Origin of the sequence: Williamsia sp. 1138 (genome assembly GCF_002095435.2) — a bacterium.
GTDB lineage: Bacteria > Actinomycetota > Actinomycetes > Mycobacteriales > Mycobacteriaceae > Williamsia.
This window is the reverse complement of sequence record NZ_MJEJ02000048.1, coordinates 178,913-197,730: the sequence shown is the minus strand read 5'-3', so window position 1 is coordinate 197,730 and position 18,818 is coordinate 178,913. Positions and strand designations below refer to the sequence as shown.

Below are 18,818 nucleotides of genomic sequence, written 5' to 3'. Positions count from 1 at the left end.
CAAACACTTGTGGAGCCTAGGAGATTCGAACTCCTGACATCTGCCTTGCAAAGGCAGCGCTCTACCAACTGAGCTAAGGCCCCGTGCCAGTTCTCACTGGTCTTCGGGTAGGCCGTGCCACACCTCGATATTGCGTCGAGACTCCGTGAGCAGGCCTGTGACGATGAGTGCGAGTACGGCTGCGGTGATCAGAACTGTCTTCATCGCGCCCTCCTTTCGGGGGGTTTTACCGCTCTCTGTCTCGTCGTCACGGTGGGCCTAGGAGGACTTGAACCTCCGACCTCTTCGTTATCAGCGAAGCGCTCTAACCGCCTGAGCTATAGGCCCGTGAACCGAAGTCAGAGATTACCCGACCGCACGCCCAGGCGACAAAACGCCTGGTCAGATCGGGCTCTAGTCGCGGTCCGCAAGGGTGATCTCCATTCCGCCGACGAGGTCGGAAGACAGGTTGTAGATGAAGGATCCGACAGTGGCGAGTGCGGTGAACAGCACCACGTTGACCGCACCTATGAGGGCCGCGATCCCGAACACACCCCCGGCACTGATCTCGAACGACGACTCGGTGGTCGTGTCACTCGACACCAGGGTCCCGAACGAGTTGTTCAGCTGATCCCACACACCCATGCCGTCGAGGATGAGATACAGCACACCGACAGCGATCATCCAGATGAAGAAGGAGGCCACCGACAGCACCGCGGACACCTTGAAGGCCGACCAGGGGTCGATACGGCGCAGCTGCACCGACGCCCGGAGCGCTCCCATCGCACCTGGCGACGGCACGGCCTCGATGGACCGTGACGGGCCGGTCGCCGCCACCTCAGGGTGATGGATGGCGTCGAGGTCGGGCAGCTCTTCCTGCGGCAGGTCCCGGCGATCGATGTTCCGCGTCGGCCCGTCGATCGGTTTCGGGGCCGCGGTGCCGGTGATCACCGGACGCTTGCCCCCCGGCGCATTCCCCGGTCCCTGACCACGACCCTGCGGCGGCCCCGAGGGACCACGGCCGGGCCCGGGCGCACCGGGCTGCTGCCCGCTACCGGATCCAGGAGGCGGCTGGCTGCCCGCGGGCGGCGGCGGCTTACCCGGGCCACCCTGCGGTCCCTGAGCGCCCGCATTACCCGGTCCCTGAGGGCCCGGACCCTGTGCTCGCTGCCATGGGGGCACCCCACCCGGACCCTGGCCGTTGCCGACCGGGCGGGTGGGTCCGGCCTGTCCCGCGGGCGGCGTGTTCGGACCGGCCGCCGGGGTCGCCTTCGTTGCGGGCGTCTCACCGGAACGCGCGGCAGACTCCTGCACGGAGACCGCGGGCCGGGATCCGTTCCCGGACTCCTGGTCGCCACTCCCCGGCTGCCCCTTGGGCGCCGGACCCGCCGGGGTCTGAGTCGGTTTGTTCGGCTCGTTGGGTGTGCTCATGCGTTCCTTTGCCTCGCCTCCGGTGAGGAGGAGCGTTGATCGGGCTCCGCTTGCTTGCTGCTACTTCTTGCCGGCAGGCCCGTTGTCCGTCTCGGCCAGTTCATCCGGTTCGTCGGCGTTACGGGCGATAGCCAAGAGCGTAGTTCCTTCGCCCAGGTTCATCAGGCGGACGCCCTTGGTTTGGCGGCCGGCCTTGCGGACCTGCTTCGCAGCGGTGCGGATCACACCCCCACCGGAGGTGATCGCGTACAGCTCGCTGTCGTCGTCGACGATCAGGGCTCCGACCAGTGCTCCGCGGCGTTTGTCGTACTGGATGGTCAGCACGCCCTTGCCGCCGCGGCCCTGCACCGGATAATCGGTCATCGCAGTCCGTTTTGCATAGCCACCCGATGTCGCGACCAGCAGGTACGTGTCATCCCGCACCACATTCAGCGACAGCAACTGGTCCTCGTCGTTGAACCGCATGCCTTGGACGCCAGACGTCTGCCTGCCCATCGGACGCAAGGCGTCATCGGTCGCGGAGAACCTGATCGACTGGCCCTTGGTCGAGACCAGCAGCAGATCATCGTCGGCGCTGCACAACTGAGCACCGACCAGCTCGTCTTCTCCGCGCAGGTTGATCGCGAAGATGCCGCCGGACCGGTTGGAGTCGAAGTCGACCAGACGCGACTTCTTCACCAGGCCGCCGAGGGTGGCGAGCACCAGGTAGGGCGCATCCTCGTAGCTCTTGATCTGGATGACCTGCGCGATCCGCTCCTCGGGCTGGAATGCCAGGAGGTTCGCGACGTGCTGGCCACGCGCGGTGCGGTTCGCCTCGGGAAGTTCGTACGCCTTCGCGCGGTACACGCGACCCTTGGTGGTGAAGAACAGGATCCAATCGTGGGTGGAGCACACGAAGAAGTGCCGAACGATGTCGTCCTGTTTGAGCCCCGCTCCCTGTACGCCCTTACCGCCACGCTTCTGGCTGCGGTACAGGTCGGTCTTGGTGCGCTTGGCATACCCGGTCTCGGTGATCGTGACCACCACGTCCTCGCGGGCGATCAGATCCTCGTCGGAGACGTCACCGTCGGCGGCGATGATCTTGGTGCGCCGCTCGTCGGCGAACTTCTCGACGATCTCGGCCAACTCGTCACGCACGATGGCACGCTGACGTTCTGGCTTGGCGAGAATGTCCTTGTAGTCGGCGATCTCGATCTCGATCTCGGCCAACTCGTCGACGATCTTCTGCCTCTCGAGAGCCGCGAGCCTTCGCAACTGCATCGCCAGGATGGCGTCGGCCTGGATCTCGTCGACGTCGAGCAGGTCGATCAATCCGGTGCGGGCGATGTCGACAGTCTGCGACCGGCGGATCAAGGCGATCACTTCGTCCAGTGCGTCAAGGGCTTTGACGAGACCGCGCAGGATATGCGCGCGCTCTTCTGCCTTGCGCAGCCGGTAGCGGGTGCGCCGGATGATGACGTCGATCTGGTGCTCGACGTAGTAGCGGATCATCTGGTCGAGCCGCAGTGTGCGGGGCACACCGTCGACGATCGACAGCATGTTGACACCGAAACTGGTCTGCAGCTGACTGTGCTTGTAGAGGTTGTTGAGCACCACCTTCGCCACGGCGTCGCGGCGCAGGGTGACCACGATCTGCATACCGACCCGGTCCGAGGACTCGTCGTCGATCCTGCTGATGCCCTTGAGCTTTCCCTCGTTCACCTGTTCGGCGATCGACTGGATCATGTTGTCCGGGTTCACCTGGTACGGCAGTTCGGTGATCACGAGGGTGGTCGCACCCTTGTTCTCCTCGATCCGCACCACGCCGCGCATACGGACGCTTCCGCGGCCGGTGGTGTACGCGTCGCGGATACCCTGGCCGCCGACAATCAGTCCATGCGTGGGGAAGTCGGGTCCCTTGACCCGTTCCATGCACGCCGCGAGTGTGGTCTCTTCGTCGGCCTCGTAATTGTCTAGCGCCCAGAAGACCGCGTCAGCGACCTCACCGAGGTTGTGCGGTGGGATGTTGGTCGCCATGCCGACCGCGATGCCGCTGGAGCCGTTGATGAGGAGGTTGGGGACCCGCGACGGCAGGACCGTCGGTTCCTGGGTCTTACCGTCGTAGTTCGGCGTGAAATCGACTGTCTCCTCGGTGATGTCACGCAGCATCTCCATGGCCAGCGGCGTCAGGCGGGCCTCGGTGTACCGCATCGCTGCAGCACCGTCGTTGCCGCGGGAGCCGAAGTTGCCCTGGCCGTCGACGAGCGGATATCGCATCGACCACGGCTGCGCCAGACGGACCAGCGCATCGTAGATCGCGGTATCACCATGTGGGTGGTAGTTACCCATCGTCTCCGCAACAGGTTTCGCAGACTTCACATAGCTGCGATCCGGCCGGAAGCCCGCATCGTTCATCGCATAGAGCAGCCGGCGATGTACCGGCTTGAGGCCGTCTCGGACCTCGGGCAGGGCGCGGCCGACGATGACGCTCATGGCGTAATCGATGTAGCTCCGCTGCATCTCCTGCTGGATGTCGACCGGTTCGACGCGGTCTCCGGGGCCACTGTCGGGTGGCAAGGTGTCGGTCATCAGTTCACTTTCGTCGGGTCAGGTCGGCGGGCGCGAGGATGTCAGACATCCAGGAAGCGAACGTCTTTGGCATTGCGGGCGATGAAGCTCCGCCGTGCCACCACGTCCTCCCCCATCAGCACGCTGAACAGTTCATCGGCGGCGGCGGCGTCATCGAGCGTGACCTGCCGCAGTACCCGAACCGAAGGGTCCATCGTGGTCTCCCACAGTTCCTTGGCATTCATCTCGCCCAGACCCTTGTAGCGCTGGATTCCGTCGTCCTTGTTGATCTTCTTGCCCGCCTGCGCACCTGCTTCGAGCAATCCGTCGCGCTCACGATCGGAATACGCGAACTCCGGTGCAGCACCCTTCTGCCACTTGAGTTTGTACAGCGGCGGCTGGGCCAGATAGACGTGGCCGTGCTCCACGAGCGGGCGCATGAACCGGAACAGCAGCGTCATCAGCAACGTCGAGATGTGTTGTCCGTCAACGTCTGCGTCGGCCATCAACACGATCTTGTGGTAGCGCAGCTTCGCGATGTCGAACTCGTCATGGATACCCGTGCCGAACGCGGTGATGATCGACTGGACCTCGGTGTTCTTGAGGACGCGGTCGATGCGTGCCTTCTCGACGTTGATGATCTTGCCGCGGATCGGGAGGATCGCCTGGTACATCGAGTCGCGACCGGACTTGGCGCTGCCGCCGGCCGAGTCGCCCTCCACGATGTAGACCTCACACTTGCTGGGGTCCTTGCTGCGACAGTCGGCGAGCTTACCCGGAAGACCACCGATGTCGTTGGCGCTCTTGCGGCGCACCAACTCTCGCGCCTTGCGGGCAGCCATCCGGGCGTTCGCGGATTCGACAGCCTTGCGGATGATGATCTTCGCCTCGGCGGGATTCGACTCGAACCAGTGCGCGAGGTGTTCGTTGCTCACCTTCTGCACAAAGCTGCGGACCTCGGTGTTGCCCAGCTTGGTCTTCGTCTGTCCCTCGAACTGCGGATCCGAGACCTTGATCGAGATGACCGCGGCCAGACCCTCGCGGATGTCGTCGCCCGTGAGCTTGTCGCCCTTGTCCTTGACCAGCTTCTTCTCGGTGGCGTACTTGTTGACCGTCGCCGTGAGAGCTGAACGGAAGCCCTCTTCGTGCGTACCACCCTCATGGGTGTTGATGGTGTTCGCGAAGGTGTGGACGGATTCGGAGTAGCCGTTGTTCCACTGCATCGCGACCTCGAGCTCGTGCCCGGTGCCCTTTGCCGTGAAGCTGATGACCGAGTTGTGGATCGCGGTCTTGCTCGCGGTCTTGCCGTTGTTGAGATGGCGCACGAAGTCTTCGAGTCCGCCGGGGTAGTGATAGATACGGCTGCGGCTCTTGGACTTGCGGCCTTCGGGCTTGCCCTCGGCGTCCACCGGGACATCGACATCGTCGGCGAGTTCGGTGTTCGCCACTTCTTCGGCGAGCTCGTCCTCGGACTTCGGCGCTTCGGCGACCTCGACGTCCTCGGCGTCGCCGGCCTCGATGGTGGCGGGTCGTTCATCGGTCAGCGTGATGGTCAGGCCCTTGTTGAGGAAGGCCATCTCCTGGAGTCGCCGCGCGATGGTGTCGAAGTTGTAGGAGGTGGTCTCGAAGATCTTCTCGTCGGCCCAGTACCGGACCGTCGTGCCGGTCTTCTTGGTCGGCGAACCCTTCTTGAGCTCACCGGCGACAGCGTTCGTGTAGGTCTGCTGCCATTCGAAGCCCGCGTGGTTGATCTCCAACTCCACCGTCTTGGACAGGGCGTTGACCACGGAGATGCCGACGCCGTGCAGACCACCGGACACCGCGTAGGAATCGGAGTCGAACTTTCCGCCTGCGTGCAGCTGGGTCATGACGACCTCGACCGTCGGGATGCCGGTCTTGTGCATACCCGTGGGGATACCTCGACCGTCGTCGACGACCTGCACCGCACCATCGGCCCGCAGGGTCACGTCGACGCGGGTGGCGTAACCCGCCATCGCCTCGTCGACCGAGTTGTCGACGACTTCCCAGATCAGGTGGTGAAGTCCGCGTTCACCGGTGGAACCGATGTACATACCCGGGCGTTTACGAACCGCTTCGAGTCCCTCGAGGATGCTGATCGAATCGGCACCGTATTCGGGGTTCCCCTTCTTCTTCGCCGGGACCTTCTTGGTGGGTTCCGGCTTGTCCGGTTGTTCCGGCTGCTGGGGTTCGGTGCTGTCGGCCACGAGTGCGTCCGCTCCTTACATCGCCATTTCAGTCGCGCACGCGTGAGGCACCGGGCAGCACGGTATCGGCTGCTGAGTCCGGGGCCCTCGACGTGGCGGTCTACCCCGGTTCGGGGCAACTCCCTACATACTACTGGGTCATGCGACGAGGAATAGCCCTGCAACACCCCTGATGTGTCCACAGACGGATTTTTTCGGTTTGCACCTAGTCCGACCGACGCTATCGGCGTGCCGTTGCCGCTCTGGCGGGATTCGTCGCCCATTGCGGCGTCGGGACCGGAGCTCCGGTCTCAGCCGTACGTGTCGCGCGGCCCGCGACCCTTCACATGGCGTTCACCTTTGCGCCACGACGGGCTCTGCGGCCCGGTGATCCGGAGGCTGGTCACCACGTTGTTGCCGGCCACGGCAGCGATCTTCGCCAGGATCTGCGACTGGATGAGCCGCAGTTGGGTCGCCCAGGCAGTCGATTCGGCAGTGACGTGTAACACCTTGTCGCGCAACAACTTGGGCTGTGCGTGCGCAGCGATCTCGGCCCCGACGATGCGGTCCCAGGCACCCATCACGGTGCCTTCGGAGATCTTCGAGTTCCAGCCACGGCGACCTGCGAGGTTGCCCGCAACCCTGCCCATCGGCTGCGGATCGTGGACGTCGGGGCCGGCGCCGGTCCAGCCCCGGCGTGAGGCGGGCCGGGGCGCGGACGTCCTCTTACTGGGTGATGCGCGCCCCTGACCGACCGATTTTCCTGCGGCACGGGCCGCCGCGCGGGCGTCTTCGAGCGCCTTGCGGGCCATGTCGTATCCACTGCCCTGTCCGGACTCGGGTTCTTCGGCCATGTTCAACTCACCAGTTCCGAGGTACGGACACCATCGGCCTCGATGATGTTCACCGCAACCGTCCTGCCGCCGATCGAGGCGGGTATGTCGTCTGCGACTGCCGCCGTGATGAGGACCTGTTCTGCGGTCCCGGCGACGTCGGCAAGTTTTTCACGACGGCGGGCGTCGAGTTCTGCGAACACGTCGTCGAGCAGTAGTACCGGTTCCACCCCGTCCGATCGCACCAGTTCCACCGAACCGAGTCGCAGCGCCAGTGCGAGCGACCACGACTCCCCGTGGCTGGCGAATCCCTTGGCAGTCTCCGTCCCGAGCAGCAGTTCGATGTCGTCTCGATGTGGTCCGACCAGACACACGCCCCGGTCGATCTCCTTCTGACGCAGGGTCCCGAGATCGTTCAGCATCGCCGCCTCGATGTAGTCGACGTCCGCCGCTTCGCCCGGCGCCGGCTCGATGTCCACCGAGATCGATGGACGATAGCGCATACCGGCCGGCCGGGACTGCGGGGCAATGGTCGAATATGACTGCTGCACATGAGGTTCGAGCTCCCGAACCAGATCTATCCGCGCCGCGGTCACCTGCGCTCCGAAGTCGGCGAGCTGGGCATCCCACACATCCAAGGTGCTGATCACCGACTCTCCGTCACCGCGCCGCAACGCCGACGATGCGGTCTTGAGGAGGGCGGCCCGCTGACGGAGCACCCGATCGTAGTCCGCCTTCGCCGCCGCCCACCTCGGTCCCCGCATCGCGATGAGCTCATCGACGAATCGGCGGCGTTCGCCGGGGTCGCCCCGGACGAGCGCGAGATCCTCGGGCGCGAACATCACGGTTCGCAGGATCCCGAGGATGTCGCGGGGACGCCTGCACGGGGCGCCGTTGATCGCAGCCTTGTTCGCCCGCCCTCCGGCAATCAGCAGATCGACGGTCAACTCACGCCCGTCATTCTCGACGGTCGCCGATACTTTCGCATGGTCGGCACCGGTACGGATGAGCGGCGCATCCGTACTCACCCGATGTGACCTCAGGCCCGCGAGATAGTAGAGCGCCTCCAGCAGGTTGGTCTTGCCGAAACCGTTACGCCCAACGAAAAGCGTTGTGCCGGTGCCCAGTTCGACAGAAACGTCTTCCCACGAGCGAAAGTTGCGCAGGCCAAGGTTGCGGACGAACACCTCGTCAGATCATCTCCCGCAAGTCACTCGGACGTTGCGGACTTGGGAACCACCGAATGACCGCCGAACTGGTTGCGCAGTGCCGAGACCGCCTTGAGTGCCGGCGAACCGCCCTCTTGCCGGGATGCGAAACGGGCGAACAGCGCTGCGGAGATGACGTTGGCGGGTACGGAATGTCGGATGGCTTCTTCGACCGTCCAGCGTCCTTCGCCGGAATCGGTTGTGTAGTCGGAGATCTCGGCCAGACCGGGGTCTTCCTGCAACGCCTTGACCAGGAGTTCGAGCAGCCAGGACCGGACAACGGTGCCGTTGGTCCAGGCGCGTAGCGTTCCGGTGACGTCTTCGATGAGCGGTTCGGCGTCGAGGATCTCGTATCCCTCACCATAGGCATGCATCAGTCCGTACTCGATGCCGTTGTGCACCATCTTGGCGTAGTGACCTGCGCCGACCTGGCCGGCGTGGACGAATCCGTCGGCGCGCTCCCCCGGCGGGCGCAGCGCGTCGAAGATCGGCATGGCGCGGGCGACATCGTCCTTCGCGCCGCCGCACATCAGGCCGTAACCGTTCTCCAGACCCCAGACGCCGCCGGAGACACCGCAGTCGATGTAGCTGATTCCCTTGGCACTGAGCAGTTCTGCATTGATCGCGTCATCGGTGTACTTCGAGTTGCCGCCGTCGATCACCAGATCACCGGGCGACAGGGTCTCCGAGAGGGTGCGCACGGTGGACCTGGTCGGTTCCCCGGAGGGGACCATGACCCAGACGATCCTCGGCGCGTCGAGTGCCTCCGTGAGTTCGGCGAGGGAGCCGACGTCGGTGACCTCAGGACGTGGGTCGTACCCGACGACCTCGATGCCTGCATCCTTGATGCGGGTGCGCATGAAGCCACCCATCTTGCCGAGTCCCACCAAACCCATTTGCATGGTCGATCACTCCTTTGCCGATGACGTCTCGCTGCGGTCCGGTTCCGCTGCAACCATTGTTGTCCAGCGGCACCGGTGCCGCTCATCTTTCAGCCCGGCAGCCGGACCGGCATCAGCAAGTATGTGTATTCGCTGTTCGGCGCCGCGTAGGCGCCGTTGTCGTCAGGTGTGGGCTCGGCGTCGGAACCGGGACGCAGTACCGCGGGACGCGACGGGGTGGTGAACCCGAAGTCGACCGTCCCGGCGTGCAGCGATCCGAGCCCGTCGAGCAGGTATCCCGGATTGAAGGCGATGGTCAGCGGGTCGCCATAGAACTTCACATCGACCTGCTCCTCGGCCCGGCCTGCGTCGTCACCGCCGGCGGTCAGCAGCACGGTGTCCTCACCGAACTCGAGCCGCACCTGTGCGCCCCGTTCGGCAACCAGGGCAACGCGCTTGATCGCCTCGGTCAACGGACCGATCTCGATATTGGCGACCGAGGTGTGACTCGGCGGCAGCAACTGCCGAAATTTCGGGAACTCGGCATCGAGCAGCCGGGTGGTCGTGCGTCGTCCGGATCCCAGGATGCCCAGCAGACCGTCTGCACCGATGCTGCCACCGGAACCGAATGCCAGTCCGACGGCCGAGGTGCCGTCCGACCCCGCGGTCCTGGCCGCTTCGGCCAGGGTCTTGGCGGGCACCAGCACTGCGGACGTGGTGTCCGCGACCTCCGGGGTCCAGGTGAGTTCGCGAACGGCGAGCCGAAACCGGTCCGTCGCGGCCAAGACCACGGTGTTGTTGTCGATCTCGAGGCGGATGCCGGTCAGCATGGGCAGGGTGTCGTCTTTGCCTGCTGCGATGGCGACCTGCGTGATCGCCTCCGCGAAGACGTCCGACGGGATGGACCCCGTGTTCTCCGGGACGTCGGGCAGCTGCGGGTAGTCCTCCACAGGCATCGTGGGCAGCGAGAACTTCGCGCTGCCACAGACGATCGCGACCCGCGTTCCGTCGAGTTGCACGTCGACGGGTTTGGCCGGGAGAGCCCTGGTGATGTCGGCAAGCAGCTTGCCCGACACCAGCACCTGGCCTTCGTCGGCGACCTCCGCCGAGACGTTGACCTGCGCTGAGACCTCGAAGTCGAATCCCGACACCGAGAGTCCGGTGTCGGTCACCGTCAGCAGCACACCGCCGAGGACCGGTACCGGAGGTCGGCTCGGCAGGCTACGTGCAACCCACGCGACCGAATCTGCGAACTCGTCGCGAGTCACCCGAAACTTCATTGTCTTCAGCTTGCCCTTCTGGTTGTTCGAGCTGTGCCTGCTCCGGTGCGAAGACAGCCTTCGACCGTGCGGCGTGCGCCAGGGTCTCCACTCTAAGGCGGATGACAAGTATTCGGTGCCGATGGGGTCGTCTCGACTCCTTGTGATTCTGCCCAGGCCGATGCCTGTGGAGATGACTTGTGCACACCCTTGCTTTTAAAGAGCTTTGTTGAGAGATAAATTCTTCGTAGTAATAGGTCCTGTGAATTTGTGGATGACAGGCAGATTCGGCTGGTATCGGGACCGGAGGCCTGGGGGCGAAATGTCAGTCGCCGATGAACACACGTGACGTGCATGTGAACGGGGCGCCTCCGTTCGGGAAAGGTGCACTGTCTATCCACAGATTTCGGTAGTTATCCACCGGCTTGTACACAGGCAGATCTGCTCGCGGTGAACGTGTGATTCGGTCGGAGAACAACCGGAAAGTCTCATGGCGGGGTCGAGAGTGTCGCGTCGGGAGGTGTTGTCGTCCGCGTGGAGAGTGCCGCGGCGGACGCCCATACGGGTGCACGGAACGGGCGTGGCTCGAGGCATGGAGGGGCCGCGCTCGACGTGCGCGAGAGCCCGGTGAAGGGCGGCAGAAGCTAGCGGCGTGAGCGCTGTTTGATACGCGCGGTGAGTTCCTGGACCTGGTCGTACACACGACGACGCTCGGCCATCTCCTTGCGGATCTTCTTGTCCGCGTACATGACGGTGGTGTGGTCCCGGTCGAACGTCTCACCGATCTTCGGCAGCGAGAGGTCGGTCAGTTCGCGGCACAGGTACATGGCGATCTGGCGGGCCTGAGCGATGGACCTGGTCTTACCCGGTCCGCGGAGCTCCTCGATGCTGATGTCGAAGTACTCGGCGTTGACCGCGAGGATCGTGGCCGCGGTGATCTCCAGACTTGCCGAATCGGGTAGCAGAGCCTGTAGGACCACGTCGGCGAGTGCAGTGTCGAGTTCAGAATGGTTGAGCGAGGCGAAGGCCGTCACCCGGATCAATGCGCCCTCGAGTTCGCGGATGTTGCGCTCGATCTTCGAGGCGATCAGTTCGAGGACGTCGTCGGGTACGCGGATGTCGTCCATCTGTGCTTTTTTCCGCAGGATGGCGATCCGGGTCTCCAGCTCGGGCGGCTGGACGTCGGTGATCAGACCCCATTCGAAGCGGGTACGCAGACGATCCTCCAGCGTCGCAAGCTGTTTCGGCGGCCTATCCGAAGAGACCACGATCTGCTTGTTCGCGTTGTGCAAGGTGTTGAAGGTGTGGAAGAACTCTTCCTGGATACCTTCTTTGCCCTCGAGGAACTGGATGTCGTCGACGAGGAGGACGTCCATGTCGCGGTACCGGCGTTTGAACGCCACCCGGCGGTCATCACGCAACGAGTTGATGAAGTCGTTGGTGAATTCTTCGGTCGAGACGTATTTGACGCGCATCCCGGGAAACAGCCGCTGGGCGTAGTGACCGGCCGCATGCAACAGGTGGGTCTTGCCGAGTCCCGACTCACCCCAGATGAACAGCGGGTTGTAGGCCCGCGCCGGGGCTTCGGAGATCGCGACCGCGGCGGCGTGTGCGAACCGGTTGGAGGCGCCGATGACGAACGTCTCGAAGGTGTACTTCGAGTTGAGGCTCGAGTCGCCGCTGGAGTCGGACTTCGACGACGAGTCGGCCGAGAAATAGCTGGACCACTCGCCTCCATTGCCGCCGGCCCTGGTGAGGTCGCGGTCGCGGTCTGCGAATGTTTCGGGCGGGGGTGAGATGTCGGTTCGTCCCGGGATCTCGGGACGTCCGTAGTTGTCGGGGCGCGGGACCCGTGAGCTCCCGTAGTCGTCGACTGGAAGCGGTCGACTGTCTTCTTCGGGAAGTTCGGTCGCGCCGCCCGGCACGGAATCGGTGGCGATCGGGTCGATGCGGACCGCCAGATCCACGGTGTGTCCGAGATGGCGGCTGAGTGCGGACACGATCGGCTCGCGGAGTCCGCGCTCGATCTGTTCCTGGACCCGGGGGGTCGGCACGGTCAGTAGTGCGAAGCCCTCGGCAAGGGTCAGCGGTCGGACGAGCGAGAGCCAGGCCTTCTGCTGTTTGGACAACGGGATCCGGTTGCCTGCGGTGTCGTCGTTGAGTTCGGTGACGACCTGGTGCCAGATCACGCTGAAAGAGTCGTGATCGGAATCCGCTGGCATGGTCGTCCCTCCTGGTGGTTCGTCACCAATTGTCCACACCGTTATCCACAGGTGTGGAGCAATAGGAAGACACAGCGAACCCCAGAAGGGTTAACGCGATTCCGCCCCGGGTGGATAGCTTGGGTGAAGTTAACAGAGATCGGCGCGGGGCCACAACTGAACACCACATGTTGCAGGTAAAGGCAAGAATCTCCCCGGAACAGGCGTGTCGAACATCGATGCCGCAGGTCGCGGGTGTTTCGTGCATCTCGTCGCGGTTTGACCCTGACGCCGGTCATCAGTAGTCTCGAACGGTCGCCGATCGTCGATTCCGGCTACGCGTTTCAGCGCCCTCGGGGAGCTGAGAGGTAGCCGACGCATCGAGGTAGCGACCAGACCACCGATTAACAAGCTGGGCTCAATCATGGACGCGAGCCCGTCACCATGAGGAGATTTGGCCGTGGCCAAGGGCAAGCGGACTTTCCAACCGAACAACCGTCGTCGCGCACGTGTGCACGGCTTCCGGCTGCGTATGCGTACCCGTGCGGGACGCGCAATCGTCAACACCCGTCGCCGCAAGGGACGCGCGAGTCTCACGGCCTGAGTCGGCCGCGGTATCGCAGCCTGCCTAGCCGGCCGCAACTTATCGTGTTGGCACCACCGAACCGGATCACCCGGCGGTCAGACTTCACCCGCATCCTCAAACAAGGGGTGCGGGTTGGTCGGCGTGATGTGATCGCGCATGTTCTGGTGCCATCCCAGCCCGAACTCGTCACCTCCGGGGGACCGAGGTTCGGGTTGATCGTGGGCAAGTCCGTCGGCAACTCGGTGGTTCGCCACTCGGTGTCGCGTCGGCTGCGCGCTGCCGCTCGGACACTTCTCGACGACTGTGATCCTGCGGCGTTGGTCGTGGTGCGCGCACTCGGCGGCAGTGCGAACTGTTCGCAGCCAGATCTCGAACGGCAGTTGTCGTCGGCAATGTCCACGGCAATGCGTCGCATCGAGGCGACTGTGTGATGGTGAGCCCCCGCGGCGTACGCAGGTCGACCTTCGTCACCTGGCCTCGCAGAGCGATCATCTTCTTGATCGAGCTCTACCGCACGTGGGTCTCCCCCATGCGCCTGCCGACCTGCCGGTTCGAACCGACGTGCAGTACTTATGCCGTCGAGGCACTGACCGAATACGGGGCAGTTCGTGGAAGTCTCTTGTCGCTTGTTCGGCTCGCGAAGTGCGGACCCTGGCACAAGCCAGGTTACGACCCCATTCCTGAGCGCCGGAACGCCGATGACGAGCACACTTGCCGGCAGCAACCTGCGGAACTCGACCCAAACGCGGCCAAAGAGCCGGATCTTGTTGTAACAGTGAGGAACTGACGCGTGCTCGATTTCATTTACTGGCCGGTCTCGGCCATCATGTGGGTATGGTACGAGGCGTTCAGCTTCCTCCTGCCCAACTCACCGGGTGGCGACGGCATCGCCTGGGCCCTGTCGGTGGTGTTCCTGGTCTTCACCCTCCGCGCGATTCTCTACAAGCCGTTTGTCAAGCAGATCCGCACCACGCGGAAGATGCAAGAGATCCAGCCGCAGATGCAGGCGATCCGTAAGAAGTACGGCAAGGATCGCGTGAAGATGACCGAGGAGATGCAGAAGCTCCAGAAGGAGCACGGGTTCAATCCCCTGCTCGGGTGTCTGCCGATGCTCGCTCAGATCCCCGTCTTCATCGGTCTGTTCCACGTGCTGCGCTCGTTCAACCGGATGGGTACGGGTTTCGGCCAGTTGGGCATGACAGCCGAAGAAACCCGGTCGTACGGCAACTACATCTTCAACGTCGACCAGGTGCAGAACTTTCTGGACGCCCGACTCTTCGGCGTTCCGCTGTCGTCCTACATCATTCAGCCCACTTCCGAATGGGTCGCCTTCAGCCCCCCCGGGGAGCCGGTCGACTTCACCCGGCTGAACATCATCATCCTGGTGATCCCACTCGTGATCATCTCGTCGATCGCGACACACATGAACTCGAGGGCGTCCGTGGCCCGGCAGAGCGAAGCCGCCATGGAGAACCCGCAGACGCGCATCATGAACAACCTCGCGTTGTATGTGTTCCCGCTAGGCATTCTCGTCTCAGGTGCCTTCTTCCCCGTGGCGATCCTTCTCTACTGGGTCTCGAACAACCTCTGGACCTATGTGCAGCAACACATCGTCTTCGGAAACATCGAGAAGGAAGAAGAAGCCCAGAAGGCCGCCAAGCTCGAGAAGCGTTCCAACAACGCACCGAAACCCGGCGCCAAGCCTGCGGCGGCGAAGGCGGTCACGACCAAGCCCAAGCCCGGGGCGAAGCCCGCTGAGAAGCCAAAGGCAGCGGGCAAGTCGGGTGCGCAGAAGGTGAACATCTCCAAGGATGACGCGGGGACGGCCGATCCAGCTACTTCGTCTGAGGACTCGGAGCAGGCGACTGCGTCTGCAGAGAAACCGAAGGCGAGCGGTTCTCCCAGTTCCAACGGCGCGAAGAAACCGACAGGCGGACGTCCGGCCACAGGGCCCGGCGGAGCACGCGGCGGCAACCAGCAACGACGTAAGAAGCGGCGCTGACCCATGAGTGGTCAGTACCCCGATGAGTGCAAAGCGAGGGAAGTTCGATGAGTGCAGAGACCAAGGATGCGGTGGTCGAGGAATTGATCGACGAGCCGGTGACCGATGAACAGGTGACCGGCTCGCCGGCTAGCGGTGAGGACACCGACGCCGATACCACTGCGGAGGATGCGGAGTCGGACGATGCGGGTCTGACGGACGAAGAGCGGTTGGTCGAGGAAGGCGAGATCGCGGGCGACTATCTCGAGCAACTGCTCGATGTTCTGGACTTCGACGGTGACATCGATCTCGACGTCGACGGCGACCGAGCTGTCGTGAGCATCGACGGTGGGTCGGACCTCGTGAAGTTGGTCGGCAAGAACGGTGAGATCCTCGACGCTCTCCAGGAGCTCACCCGCCTGGCTGTCCAGCGCACGACGGGCGACCGGAGTCGGCTGATGCTGGACGTCGCGCGGTGGCGGGCCGACCGTCGGGAACGGCTCGCGCGGTTGGGCAACGAGGTTGCCGAGCGTGTGCGCGATGGCGGAGAGCGCGAAGAGCTCGACCCGATGTCCCCTTTCGAGCGCAAGATCGTGCACGACGCGGTTGCTGCCGTCGACGGGGTGTACTCCGAGAGCGAGGGCACCGAGCCCAACCGACGAGTCGTCGTCCTCAAAGGCTGAATCGCAGAACTGAAGCAGTGGGCCCCGGCGGTGTCGCCGGGGCCCACTGCTATCTGCAGGCATAGTTACAACGGTGTTGTTTACCGCCGGTCCTGGGTTCCCGGGCGGCGATGGGTGCGAGTGATGTTTCACGTGAAACGGAGGACCGGGATGACCGCTGAGTTCGAGGGCGAGGGTGGAGACCAGCTGAGGACGGCCGCTGTGTCGGTGTTCGGCGATCGACTGCCGATGGCTGAAAAGTACTGGGAGGCGCTGGCGAACGCCGGTGTCGAACGCGGGCTGATCGGGCCGCGAGAAGTAGACCGGCTCTGGGCACGACACATTCTGAACTGTGCGGTGATCGCGGAGATCCTCGAAGACGGCGAGGCTGTGGTCGACATAGGCAGCGGCGCGGGACTGCCGGGTGTGGCGGTCGCGATCGCCAAGCCGGGTGTGAAGGTGACTCTGGTCGAACCGCTGCTACGCCGATCTACATTCCTCGAGGAGGTCGTGGCAGAACTCGGTATCGATGTTCGGGTGATACGTGGACGAGCTGAAGAGAAGGCTGTCGTGAAGGCGGCCGGTCGCGCCGATGTGGTCACGTCGCGCGCCGTGGCGCCCCTCGATCGGTTGGGTAAGTGGTCTACTCCCCTGCTGCGTCCTGGCGGTCGGTTGGTCGCCATCAAGGGTTCGTCGGCGGCCGAGGAGATCGCCACACACTTGGGGACTCTGGGACGGATCGGCTTGTCGGGTCTGCACGTCGAGCAATGCGGTGTTTCCACGCTGCCTACCCCGACAACTGTGGTGTTGGCGACGCGGGTTGGTGGTCGTCGGTGACAGAGCGCAGAATGTTCAGCAGGCGTAGCCGAAGGAGTGAAAGCGTGTCCAACGAATCGCATGTTTCACGTGAAACTGTTTCACGTGAAACCAGCGCGTACGAGGCCAGACCCCAACCACATGACGACACCCCGATCGCTGCCGCAGCAGAGCGAGCCAGTCGAGTGCTGACACCAGGAGGGAGTGGAGCGCTCCCCCGTCCGCGGTTCACCCGCATCATCACCATCGCCAACCAGAAGGGTGGCGTGGGGAAGACGACGACCGCAGTGAACATGGCGGCGGCGCTCGCGGTGCACCAGCTTCGTGTTCTGGTCATCGATCTCGATCCCCAGGGCAACGCCAGTACCGCGCTCGGTGTCGACCACCGGTCCGGTATCCCCTCGGTCTATGAGCTGCTGATCGGCGAGGTCGACTTCGCCGACACGATCGTGCAGAGCTCCAGCAACGAGAACCTCTTCTGCGTCCCGGCGACGCTGGATCTGGCGGGAGCGGAGATCGAATTGGTGTCGATGGTCGCGCGGGAGAATCGTCTTCGAAATGCTCTCGACAAGGCGACACTCGAGAAGTACGACTTCGACTTCGTCCTCATCGACTGCCCGCCTTCTCTCGGGCTGTTGACGATCAACGCGATGGTCGCGGCACGCGAGGTCATGATCCCGATCCAGTGCGAGTACTACGCACTCGAGGGCGTCAGTCAGTTGTTGTCGAACATCAACCTGGTCCAGGCGCACCTGAACCCTGAGCTGCACGTGTCGACCGTTGTTCTCACGATGTACGACGGTCGGACGAAGCTTGCCGACCAGGTCGCGGAGAGCGTCCGTGAGCACTTCGGTGATCGCGTCCTGAACGCGGTGATCCCCCGAAGCGTGAAGGTGTCCGAGGCTCCCGGATACGGGACCACCATCATCGAATACGACCCTGGTTCACGTGGAGCCATGAGCTATCTGGACGCCGGACGTGAACTCGCACTGCGTTCGAAGAGAGAAGAGGAGGGGCGGTCGTGAGCGATCCGGGACAGGCGAACAAAGGAAGCGGTGCGGGTAAGCCGGCCGCCAAGAGTGCCGGCGCTCGGCCTACGAAACGGCAAGGCGGCCTCGGCCGAGGTCTGGCCGCGCTCATCCCGACGGGGCCTACAGAGGGTCCCCGGATGGGCTCCGCGGCCACAGATGTGATGTTCGGTGCCGCCAACCGGCAGGCGGAGCCGGAGTCGCAGAGCGCCAATGCGCCTGTGCCCACTCCCCCAACGGTCACCGATCCGCGGGGGGTCGATGAGGTCGGGGCGGTCTATCGGGAGATCCCACCCAAGCTGATCCAGCCCAATCCTCAGCAGCCCCGCACTGCCTTCGACGAAGAAGCGCTGGCGGAATTGGTCCACTCGATTCGCGAGTTCGGACTGATGCAACCGATCGTCGTGCGGCGGTTGCCCGAGCCGGCGGGCGACGCCGAATATCAACTCGTCATGGGCGAGCGGCGATGGCGTGCGAGCCAGGAAGCAGGCCTCGAGTCGATCCCGGCGATCGTTCGCGAGACTGCCGACGGCGACATGCTGCGCGACGCCCTGCTGGAGAACATCCACCGGGTGCAGTTGAATCCGTTGGAAGAGGCAGCGGCATATCAGCAGTTGCTCGAGGAGTTCGGCGTCACCCACGATGAACTGGCGAGTCGGCTCGGCCGGTCTCGGCCGGTGATCACCAACATGATCCGGCTGCTTCGCCTACCGATCCCGGTGCAGCGTCGGGTCGCGGCCGGAGTTCTCTCCGCCGGACATGCACGCGCACTGCTCTCGCTCGATGCGGGCGCCGATGCCCAGGAAGCACTGGCCGCCCGGATCATCGCCGAGGGCATGTCTGTGCGCGCGACGGAGGAGGCGGTGACGCTTGCCAATCGCGGTGACGGCAAGACCGCTCCCCCCTCCCCGAAACGCAAACCGATGCAGATGCCGGGACTCCAAGACGTTGCGGAGCGGTTGTCGGACAAGCTCGACACCCGGGTGACTGTCGCCATGGGGAAACGAAAAGGCAAAATTACTGTCGAATTCGGGTCTGTCGGGGACCTCGAGCGCCTCGTTGAGATCATCGCGCAAAAGTGAAAATTCCGCCGCGAAATTCTGAGTACGGGAGTATGCGGCCAAAACGTCACTGTGACAAAGTATGGGTTGCGAGCCTTAGGATGGCGCCGAAGCGGCTCTGGGACAAGAGATTTCGTCCCA

General features: G+C 63.9%; 16 protein-coding genes and 2 tRNA genes. 8 read left to right on the top strand and 10 right to left on the bottom strand.

Annotation, left to right across the window (positions count from 1 at the left end; genetic code table 11):
* Positions 1-10: 10 nt before the first annotated feature.
* From BH683_RS19380 to dnaA, 10 genes are all read right to left on the bottom strand, one after another.
* Positions 11-83 (bottom strand) — tRNA-Ala (locus BH683_RS19380).
* Between the two features lie 170 nt (positions 84-253).
* A tRNA-Ile gene (locus BH683_RS19375) sits at positions 254-327 on the bottom strand.
* Positions 328-393: 66 nt separating this feature from the next.
* A complete protein-coding gene (locus tag BH683_RS29170; protein ID WP_084837902.1) occupies positions 394-1,410 on the bottom strand; it encodes a DUF3566 domain-containing protein in 1,017 nt (338 codons plus the stop codon).
* 60 nt (positions 1,411-1,470) lie between these two features.
* Positions 1,471-3,978, bottom strand: a complete 2,508-nt coding sequence (gene gyrA / locus BH683_RS19365; RefSeq protein ID WP_084837901.1) for a DNA gyrase subunit A — start codon at positions 3,976-3,978, stop codon at positions 1,471-1,473.
* 41 nt (positions 3,979-4,019) lie between these two features.
* Entirely contained in the window at positions 4,020-6,182 is a 2,163-nt protein-coding gene (gyrB, locus tag BH683_RS19360; RefSeq protein ID WP_084837900.1) for a DNA topoisomerase (ATP-hydrolyzing) subunit B, read from the bottom strand.
* A 290-nt stretch (positions 6,183-6,472) separates the two neighbouring features.
* Complete coding sequence (locus tag BH683_RS19355; protein WP_084837899.1) at positions 6,473-7,015, bottom strand: DUF721 family protein; 543 nt, start codon at positions 7,013-7,015, stop codon at positions 6,473-6,475.
* 2 nt (positions 7,016-7,017) lie between these two features.
* Positions 7,018-8,181 carry a DNA replication/repair protein RecF gene (gene recF / locus BH683_RS19350; RefSeq protein ID WP_084837898.1) on the bottom strand — a complete coding sequence of 388 codons (1,164 nt, stop codon included), beginning with the start codon at positions 8,179-8,181 and terminating at the stop codon, positions 7,018-7,020.
* Between the two features lie 23 nt (positions 8,182-8,204).
* Complete coding sequence (gene gnd, locus BH683_RS19345) at positions 8,205-9,104, bottom strand: phosphogluconate dehydrogenase (NAD(+)-dependent, decarboxylating) (RefSeq protein WP_084837897.1); 900 nt, start codon at positions 9,102-9,104, stop codon at positions 8,205-8,207.
* 89 nt (positions 9,105-9,193) lie between these two features.
* Positions 9,194-10,363 carry a DNA polymerase III subunit beta gene (dnaN, locus tag BH683_RS19340; protein WP_084837896.1) on the bottom strand — a complete coding sequence of 390 codons (1,170 nt, stop codon included), beginning with the start codon at positions 10,361-10,363 and terminating at the stop codon, positions 9,194-9,196.
* Between the two features lie 623 nt (positions 10,364-10,986).
* On the bottom strand, positions 10,987-12,564 hold the full coding sequence (gene dnaA, locus BH683_RS19335; RefSeq protein WP_084837895.1) for a chromosomal replication initiator protein DnaA: 1,578 nt from the start codon (positions 12,562-12,564) through the stop codon (positions 10,987-10,989).
* Positions 12,565-13,003: 439 nt separating this feature from the next.
* Between dnaA and rpmH the strand changes: the two genes are divergently transcribed.
* From rpmH to BH683_RS19295, 8 genes are all read left to right on the top strand, one after another.
* A complete protein-coding gene (gene rpmH, locus BH683_RS19330) occupies positions 13,004-13,147 on the top strand; it encodes a 50S ribosomal protein L34 (RefSeq protein ID WP_084837894.1) in 144 nt (47 codons plus the stop codon).
* A gap of 47 nt (positions 13,148-13,194) precedes the next feature.
* Positions 13,195-13,560, top strand: a complete 366-nt coding sequence (rnpA, locus tag BH683_RS19325; protein WP_246833472.1) for a ribonuclease P protein component — start codon at positions 13,195-13,197, stop codon at positions 13,558-13,560.
* The gene (yidD, locus tag BH683_RS19320) at positions 13,560-13,916 is read left to right on the top strand and encodes a membrane protein insertion efficiency factor YidD (RefSeq protein WP_084837893.1); all 357 of its coding nucleotides are present in this window, start codon (positions 13,560-13,562) and stop codon (positions 13,914-13,916) included. The genes rnpA and yidD overlap by 1 nt, the downstream gene beginning before the upstream one ends.
* A gap of 3 nt (positions 13,917-13,919) precedes the next feature.
* Positions 13,920-15,131 (top strand): membrane protein insertase YidC, encoded by a 1,212-nt coding sequence (yidC, locus tag BH683_RS19315; protein ID WP_084837892.1) that lies wholly within the window; start codon positions 13,920-13,922, stop codon positions 15,129-15,131.
* Positions 15,132-15,178: 47 nt separating this feature from the next.
* Entirely contained in the window at positions 15,179-15,793 is a 615-nt protein-coding gene (locus BH683_RS19310; RefSeq protein WP_084837891.1) for a protein jag, read from the top strand.
* 123 nt (positions 15,794-15,916) lie between these two features.
* On the top strand, positions 15,917-16,609 hold the full coding sequence (gene rsmG, locus BH683_RS19305; protein ID WP_084837890.1) for a 16S rRNA (guanine(527)-N(7))-methyltransferase RsmG: 693 nt from the start codon (positions 15,917-15,919) through the stop codon (positions 16,607-16,609).
* A 134-nt stretch (positions 16,610-16,743) separates the two neighbouring features.
* Positions 16,744-17,613, top strand: coding sequence for a ParA family protein (locus BH683_RS19300; RefSeq protein WP_094647602.1), 870 nt, complete (start codon positions 16,744-16,746; stop codon positions 17,611-17,613).
* Positions 17,614-17,714: 101 nt separating this feature from the next.
* Positions 17,715-18,698, top strand: a complete 984-nt coding sequence (locus BH683_RS19295; RefSeq protein ID WP_246833483.1) for a ParB/RepB/Spo0J family partition protein — start codon at positions 17,715-17,717, stop codon at positions 18,696-18,698.
* The last annotated feature ends 120 nt before the right edge of the window (positions 18,699-18,818 follow it).

What these genes read in the sequence shown, in the direction of transcription:
- gnd (WP_084837897.1), bottom strand. Translation starts at nt 9,104, where the DNA reads ATGCAAATGGGTTTGGTGGGACTCGGCAAGATGGGTGGCTTCATGCGC.
- yidD (WP_084837893.1), top strand. Translation starts at nt 13,560, where the DNA reads ATGGTGAGCCCCCGCGGCGTACGCAGGTCGACCTTCGTCACCTGGCCT.
- BH683_RS29170 (WP_084837902.1), bottom strand. Translation starts at nt 1,410, where the DNA reads ATGAGCACACCCAACGAGCCGAACAAACCGACTCAGACCCCGGCGGGT.
- rsmG (WP_084837890.1), top strand. Translation starts at nt 15,917, where the DNA reads ATGTTTCACGTGAAACGGAGGACCGGGATGACCGCTGAGTTCGAGGGC.
- BH683_RS19355 (WP_084837899.1), bottom strand. Translation starts at nt 7,015, where the DNA reads ATGGCCGAAGAACCCGAGTCCGGACAGGGCAGTGGATACGACATGGCC.
- dnaA (WP_084837895.1), bottom strand. Translation starts at nt 12,564, where the DNA reads ATGCCAGCGGATTCCGATCACGACTCTTTCAGCGTGATCTGGCACCAG.
- gyrA (WP_084837901.1), bottom strand. Translation starts at nt 3,978, where the DNA reads ATGACCGACACCTTGCCACCCGACAGTGGCCCCGGAGACCGCGTCGAA.
- dnaN (WP_084837896.1), bottom strand. Translation starts at nt 10,363, where the DNA reads ATGAAGTTTCGGGTGACTCGCGACGAGTTCGCAGATTCGGTCGCGTGG.
- BH683_RS19310 (WP_084837891.1), top strand. Translation starts at nt 15,179, where the DNA reads ATGAGTGCAGAGACCAAGGATGCGGTGGTCGAGGAATTGATCGACGAG.